Below are 6,185 nucleotides of genomic sequence, written 5' to 3'. Positions count from 1 at the left end.
AGGTCTTGTGCCCCTTCGCGGGCCTGCTGGTGGCCGGCTTCTGGAAGATCGGCATCAGGCGCATGAGCCGCATCAGCCGCCGGACGCGCTTGACGTTCACGGCATGGCCCTCGTTGCGCAGGTGCCAGGTCATCTGCTGGACGCCGTAGAATGGGGTCTCCAGGAACTGCTTGTCGATCAGCAACATGAGGGCGAGGTTCGTTTCGGACTCGCCCTGCGGCTCGTAATAAAACGAGGACCGCGAGATCGACAGCAGGCGGCACTGCGCGCCCACCGACAGCACGGAATGGTTCCGTGCGCCCTTGGATGTACGGAGCAAGTCCCGTCTGCTTGACAAACCCTGCCCCAAAAGAGAAGCCCGCTGCCGGGAGGAGGTGGCAGCGGGCTCGATTATCGAACACGAAGCGGGAGGAGGTGCGTCGCATCCAGCATCGGCATCGCATCTGGGAGGAGTAGATGGCCGATAGCGGGATCATACTCCGTGCAGCATATATTGCAACGCACAATTCCATACCGCAACGCAAAAAGGCGAGATCGCCGATCAGGCCAACGCGGCAGCTCCTTCCGGGGTTGACCGAGGGGCGTTGGCGGATGACCACCGGTCTTTTCGCGAATGAGGAGCGCCGGCGGATAGCGGCCTTCAGCAGGCCAATTTGGGCGCTGCCCGATGGGCTGCTGGTGTAGAAAGGCAATCCCTTGAGACTGACCGGATACAGGTCGGTTGTAAGAGCTGACGGGTGCAAGCTCGCTGTCATACGCGACCAGATACAGCACCGCTTTGCAGTTGATCTCGGTGTCCCGGACCGTCACATCCTGGTATTCGAGACCTATGCCGATGCCGCTCGAGCGGTAGCGGACGGTAAAGCTCATGCCTATGCGAGTGTCGCCAGAGCGCATAGCGGATTCCTCGACCGAAATCCCGACAATCAGTGGGCAGTTGTGGTCATAGGATGCGATGAGAAGGAGCCAGCATTCGGATCGTTCGCTTTCAGCAAATCCGACGATGCTTTCAGGCAGGAAATCGACCAGGCTTTGTTGGTCTACCTGGGCTCCAGCGAGCATCGCGCTATGATGAAGAAATTCGGTTTCAGTGATGCAGAGGTCGACTTGGTCGCGCGTCCCGACCACAGCCGAAACTTGCCCGTCGATCCGGAATCCACTGACAGCTAAGCCAGTCGAAGCTCATCGGAAGGGCAGGGGAGGGATCTCGCCCTCCGACGTGCGCCAGATCCAGGCACCGATTTCCGGCCGTGACGAGATCAGCTCCTCCAATGCCTCTTCGTAAGCGTTGTCCGCCGAAGGCGGGACCACATAAAGTGCGACCGGCTGCGATTGACACTGCAGCATCGCAGAGGCGGTTGGTGTCTCTGCCGGCAAATTGTAGCGCAACCCTTTGACGCTGCGATCACGCAGCTTGGCCAGTGTGTCCACCACCCTCTTCTCGTATGCGGAGTCGTAGGGCACCCAGTTTTCGGCGACCACCATCAGCGCCATATCCTCGACGACCGCAAGGCCCGCCGGCGTCAACCCGAACGTCGCGATTGCCATCAGGTGAGATGCCCCGTCCGCGTCCCACAGCGCAAGTTCGTTCTCGAAGCGACCCTTCAGACGCGAATACAAGCTTTCGTTCAGCAGCAGCGGAAAGTCCGGCATGTGCTTGACGATCAATCGGTGGCCGATGCGTGTCGGAGCAAAATCCTTGACCTCGCCCACCAGGATCATCAATTTCCGCGGCCCGCCCTTCGGCGGAAGTGCCGGGACCAGGGCCGCGGTCCGGCGCTGCTCGATCGCGGTCTTGTCAGTCGTCCGGAACGGTTCAGGCACGAAGAGAATCTCGCTGAGCGGCCCGCCCTTCACCATCATCTGGCTCGCAGCCTCGACCAGGTGCCAACGAATATTCCACCAGTGACGCCTACCAGCCCACTTTGAGGTCCAGGCAGTCAGCTCGGCCTGGTGCCAGAGATAGTGGAGCACGCTGCGCAAAGAGAGTTTCTTTGCGTCGCCGGCTATGGTGTCGTTTGCGAGGGCTCCAACGCCTGGCGCAGCCCGTGTGCCGATTTTCGTCAGACTGAAAGCGACCTTCAGTGCCGACATCCCGCTCTCCGGATCGACCTGGATTGCGCTTCCCATCAACACGCCGAGACCGGACAGTTCGTCAGGCGGCTCGTAGGATGGACACGCCGGATCGTGCCCGCCACCTGACATCGGCATGCGTTTGACAATGTATTGCTCTCCGACCTGGGCGATATACATTGCGAGCCCTGGTTCTTTGCACAGGCAGAGCGGTCGAACGCGCTTACGGTAAGCGTAGGCTAACACGGGCTGAAGGTCTGGCGCCGTTTCTTCGATCACCTGCTCAGCAAGTTTGAATCGTCGCATTGCCTCCATCGCTCCGGACGCCGCCGCATCCCCTGTCTCATTGATTCACGGTTTCGGCGGCGACGCAACCTTGAACAGTCGAGGGAGCGCCGCCGCGGCGCCCGCGCGCTTCGCGCGCCGGCTGGCGCATCAAGAGGGAGAGGGGAGGCCGGGATGCGGCGGCGGGCCGAGGTCAGGAGAGAGGCTCCCGGCGCCCGTCGCGGAGAACGATCATGACGCATATGGAGATTCTGGCGCCGTCACGCACGACGCCCAACGGCTATAAGGTCGATGTCAGCCGTGGCCAGCGCATCGGTCGCGTGTCGTCGGAATGGTTCAATCGGTCGGACGATGAGCGCTACCTGTCGCTCACCGACCTCAACAATGCGGTGAGGCGCCGGTCCGAACGCAGCAAGACACGGATCGTCGAGAGCGAGGCCATTCGGGTCGAAGCGTCTCGCGACAATCCCGAACGGTTGACGCTCATGTTGCCCGATGCCCACGCTCCGGTCGCGCCGACGCACTGGAGTTTCGGTCAGCTCGCCAGCCTGGTCGGTGCGCCTGCGACCTATCTGCGTCAGCTGCCAGCCGCGCTTGCCGGCATCAATCTGCAGTATGGCCTTTCCACGCATCGCGCCGAAAAGGTCAAGACGCTGGAGATCGAGAACGGCCGCCTCGAGCTTCGAGCGGTAACAGGCCCGGATTACGGCAGAATATTCGACTCAGAACTGGTCGACGCCGTCCAAAAGATCGCCGGCAACGGCACCGGCGACACACGTTGGAAAGTGCCCGGCATTCTAGACTGGTCGACCAGCATCTACAATCCCAACGTCGACATCTCGAAGGACACGACGACGCTCTATGCGTCGGACCGTGACATTTTCGTCTTCCTCGTCGACGATCTGAATCCGATCGAAGCCGGGCGGCTACCGAACGGCGAACCCGATCTATACTTCCGCGGATTCTACGCCTGGAACAGCGAAGTCGGCTCTAAAACCCTAGGAATTGCAAGTTTTTACCTGCGCGCCGTGTGCCAAAATCGGAATCTTTGGGGGGTCGAGGATTTCCAGGAAATCATCATCCGGCACTCCAAATATGCCGCCTCCCGCTTTGCGCTCGAAGCCGAACCGGCCCTGATCCAGTTCGCGGAATCCTCGCCGATACCCTTCGTCAACGGCATCAAGGCGGCGCGCGAGCGCGTCGTTGCCCGAAACGACTACGATCGCACGACATTCCTGCGCAAGCGCGGCTTCTCCAAGGCCGAAACCACCAAGATCATCGACGCCGTGCTCACCGACGAGGGCCATCCGCCGGCGTCCGTGTTCGACTTTGTCCAAGGCATCACGCGCGTCGCACGCGACAAGCAGCACCAGGATGTCCGCCTCGAGATGGAAGGCAAGGCGAAGAAGCTCCTCGATCTCGTCCACTGAGCCTGCCCAGACCGGCGATCCCATATCGCACCGTCGGCCTCCCGATCACCACTCGAAGGCGCCGACCTCACAGCCAGGAGGACGGCGCCTTTCGTCGTGACGGGTCAGGAGGTCGCACAGGAATTGTGGCCGCCCGTCGCGGAGCAAGCCGATGAACGAAACTTCCCAAACTCCCATGCCCTTGCTGACGCCAGACCTGCGCGAACAGCTTCTCGCCAATGGTCGTCAGAGCGACCGCGACCATGTGCCGGTGATCAAATTCTTCAATCCGGTCGGCATCGGCACCTGGCTCGCGACCGAGCTCGACGCGGACAACGACACGTGCTTCGGTCTCACCGATCTTGGCTGTCCGGAGCTCGGAACGTTCAGCCTCGAAGAGCTTGCCACGCTTGAGCTGCCGTTCGGCATGCATATCGAACGTGACGTCTTCTTCACCGGCGCGTTCCCGATCTCCGCCTATGCCGAAGCCGCCCATGAGACGGGCAACATACCCGCGGCCATCCGCATCCTTTCGAACGCCGCGCGGGCAAGACGCGGGGAGGGAACCTGATGCGCTTCCGTCCCTGGCCAAAACCCGAGCCCTATCGCGACACGTCCCGCAAACGCGCCGCCTTCAAGCGCAAGCAGCGCCTCGAACGCGAGGCGCTGCCGCTCTTCGCGGAGATGATTGCCGCGGGGCAACATGGCGTCGACGAAGAAATGGCCCGCCGCCATGTCTGGTGGGACGAGCGTGAACACGAACAGCGTGCACTGCGCGCCGCCGGTTGGCACAAGGCTCGTGCGCGGCTGTTCGCGCTACCCGACGATCTTCGCAACACCGTCCGAAAACTATGGCGGGGTTGCCCGTATCCGGCGGACCCCGCCTATCTGCTCGACCTGTTGCACCAGATCGCAGTTGGTAAGGTCGACCCGTACCGGCCACCCTGGGTTTTTGACGGCAAGCTTACCGCCCGCACGACGCCGAACCCCAAAAAATTCGACGACGCGTTTCGCCAGATCGGCCATCGCAAAATCGGCGGTGGCCCGAAGACTACCCCCGCGGACGAGTTCCTGTTCTGCGGCAATCTCGGTAACGGAATTCTGTTCCTCCGGACCCGTGTGCGACTCAACGATCCGCATGAGAGCTATTACACATCCTCGGGTCACCGGCTGCGCGACTCCCATGTCGGCCGGGCCGGCCACTGGATTGATCTCGAGGTGCGTGGCGACTGCTCGGATGCCGAGCTCGAGCTGATCCGCCGCCTCGCCCAGGATGCCGACACCCGAGCTGTCGTCGTACGCCGCGTCAAGACCATGATACCCACGAACGGAGAGGTAGCACGCCATGATGAGCCATCCTCAAGCTTGCACGGCGTTGACCCGGATGGAGGCGAGCCTGCGCGACACACGCCACAATCTCTGTGAGCTTGAACGGTCACTGCGCGATCGTGCGGAGACGGAGACGATCGACTGCCGCCCGAAAATGCGTCGCTACAACCGCCGCATATCCAATTGGACGGGCAAGGACGAGGAAACCTAGCTTCGCATGCTCGATCGACTGACCGACAATGCCGCGGCCGATCTCGAGCGGCTGCGACGCAAGATCGAGCGTCAGAATATCGCGATCGAGGCGCTTCGCAAAAAATACCAGGTCAGCGCCCAGCGTCCCGTCTTTACGCCCCTGTAAGCGGCAGCATCGACCGGATTTCCAGCCAACCCCTCGGTCGAGGGGGTGGCTTTTGCCATGACGGCTTTCTAGGCGGCGATCCCTCCCGCCAGCCGTCGCGGAGATCCTCTCATGTTGCAACAGCAATCCACGCCGGACTATTCCGCCGACATTGTCGCCGCGCTGGCGACCCAAGGTGGCCACCTCTTCATCGGCCGCGGCGGCTTCACGCTCCACTATCGCGACGGCGCGATGCTGTCCGGCTATGGCTGTGAGCCGATCAAGACCCAGTGCATCGCCGCCGGACTGCCGGTCATCGACAGCCGATGTGTGGCGTTCGACATCGTAGTGCACCTGACGTTGCGAGGCCCGCTGGTCGCCGTCGGCCGTGAGCCCGACGCGGCCCCCTGGCGTGGCCTCTCCTATGCGCCGTTGCACGCCGTCGCCGCCCGATACGCTGCCGCCGGCGCCGAGATCTGGAATATCCCCGAAGTCGACACCGTGCCTATCCCGGCCAATCGGAGGATCGCGCCATGAGCAGTCGTCCCATTCTCCAGCTCTACACCACCATGGAAGAGTTCGAAGTCCTGCATGAGCGGCACGATCGCACGCGCAGCACCAGCAAGTCAGTCACCGTCGATCGCCAGGCGCTGATCCACATCCTCATGGATCATGCCCGCTTGCTCGAGGCGCTGCGCAAATCTGGACGGGTCGATGTCGCCGAACGGCATTGAGGCCGCCGGTCGGCGCCG

At 62.3% G+C, this 6,185-nt stretch carries 9 protein-coding genes; 6 read left to right on the top strand and 3 right to left on the bottom strand.

Features of this window, described 5'->3' with window-relative positions; translation table 11 throughout:
- The 3 genes from ABMA59_RS33245 to ABMA59_RS33235 form a co-directional block, all read right to left on the bottom strand.
- A partial coding sequence (locus tag ABMA59_RS33245) for an IS3 family transposase (protein ID WP_425476026.1) occupies nucleotides 1–283 on the bottom strand: 283 nt, incomplete at its 3' end.
- A 107-nt stretch (nucleotides 284–390) separates the two neighbouring features.
- Nucleotides 391–1,128 carry a hypothetical protein gene (locus tag ABMA59_RS37415; protein WP_425476025.1) on the bottom strand — a complete coding sequence of 246 codons (738 nt, stop codon included), beginning with the start codon at nucleotides 1,126–1,128 and terminating at the stop codon, nucleotides 391–393.
- Between the two features lie 54 nt (nucleotides 1,129–1,182).
- Nucleotides 1,183–2,379: a DUF1173 domain-containing protein gene (locus ABMA59_RS33235; RefSeq protein ID WP_349009655.1), complete on the bottom strand. Its 1,197-nt coding sequence runs from the start codon at nucleotides 2,377–2,379 to the stop codon at nucleotides 1,183–1,185.
- A 212-nt stretch (nucleotides 2,380–2,591) separates the two neighbouring features.
- Between ABMA59_RS33235 and ABMA59_RS33230 the strand changes: the two genes are divergently transcribed.
- The 6 genes from ABMA59_RS33230 (at nucleotide 2,592) to ABMA59_RS33205 (ending at nucleotide 6,167) form a co-directional block, all read left to right on the top strand.
- On the top strand, nucleotides 2,592–3,788 hold the full coding sequence (locus tag ABMA59_RS33230) for a DUF932 domain-containing protein (protein WP_349009648.1): 1,197 nt from the start codon (nucleotides 2,592–2,594) through the stop codon (nucleotides 3,786–3,788).
- 175 nt (nucleotides 3,789–3,963) lie between these two features.
- Nucleotides 3,964–4,338 (top strand): DUF2958 domain-containing protein, encoded by a 375-nt coding sequence (locus ABMA59_RS33225; protein ID WP_349009654.1) that lies wholly within the window; start codon nucleotides 3,964–3,966, stop codon nucleotides 4,336–4,338.
- Complete coding sequence (locus ABMA59_RS33220) at nucleotides 4,338–5,192, top strand: hypothetical protein (RefSeq protein WP_349009647.1); 855 nt, start codon at nucleotides 4,338–4,340, stop codon at nucleotides 5,190–5,192. The genes ABMA59_RS33225 and ABMA59_RS33220 overlap by 1 nt, the downstream gene beginning before the upstream one ends.
- Before the next feature lie 121 nt (nucleotides 5,193–5,313).
- A complete protein-coding gene (locus ABMA59_RS33215) occupies nucleotides 5,314–5,454 on the top strand; it encodes a hypothetical protein (protein ID WP_349009646.1) in 141 nt (46 codons plus the stop codon).
- A gap of 111 nt (nucleotides 5,455–5,565) precedes the next feature.
- Complete coding sequence (locus tag ABMA59_RS33210; protein ID WP_349009645.1) at nucleotides 5,566–5,970, top strand: hypothetical protein; 405 nt, start codon at nucleotides 5,566–5,568, stop codon at nucleotides 5,968–5,970.
- On the top strand, nucleotides 5,967–6,167 hold the full coding sequence (locus ABMA59_RS33205; protein WP_349009644.1) for a hypothetical protein: 201 nt from the start codon (nucleotides 5,967–5,969) through the stop codon (nucleotides 6,165–6,167). Before ABMA59_RS33210 ends, ABMA59_RS33205 begins: the two co-directional genes overlap by 4 nt.
- The last annotated feature ends 18 nt before the right edge of the window (nucleotides 6,168–6,185 follow it).

This window comes from Mesorhizobium yinganensis (assembly GCF_040081985.1).
GTDB classification, from domain to species: Bacteria; Pseudomonadota; Alphaproteobacteria; order Rhizobiales; family Rhizobiaceae; genus Kumtagia; species Kumtagia yinganensis.
Note: the sequence above shows the minus strand (reverse complement) of the source record. Positions and strands in the feature narration are given on the sequence as shown.

What these genes read in the sequence shown, in the direction of transcription:
- ABMA59_RS33230 (WP_349009648.1), top strand. Translation starts at nt 2,592, where the DNA reads ATGACGCATATGGAGATTCTGGCGCCGTCACGCACGACGCCCAACGGC.
- ABMA59_RS33205 (WP_349009644.1), top strand. Translation starts at nt 5,967, where the DNA reads ATGAGCAGTCGTCCCATTCTCCAGCTCTACACCACCATGGAAGAGTTC.
- ABMA59_RS33215 (WP_349009646.1), top strand. Translation starts at nt 5,314, where the DNA reads ATGCTCGATCGACTGACCGACAATGCCGCGGCCGATCTCGAGCGGCTG.
- ABMA59_RS33235 (WP_349009655.1), bottom strand. Translation starts at nt 2,379, where the DNA reads ATGCGACGATTCAAACTTGCTGAGCAGGTGATCGAAGAAACGGCGCCA.
- ABMA59_RS33225 (WP_349009654.1), top strand. Translation starts at nt 3,964, where the DNA reads ATGCCCTTGCTGACGCCAGACCTGCGCGAACAGCTTCTCGCCAATGGT.
- ABMA59_RS33220 (WP_349009647.1), top strand. Translation starts at nt 4,338, where the DNA reads ATGCGCTTCCGTCCCTGGCCAAAACCCGAGCCCTATCGCGACACGTCC.
- ABMA59_RS33210 (WP_349009645.1), top strand. Translation starts at nt 5,566, where the DNA reads ATGTTGCAACAGCAATCCACGCCGGACTATTCCGCCGACATTGTCGCC.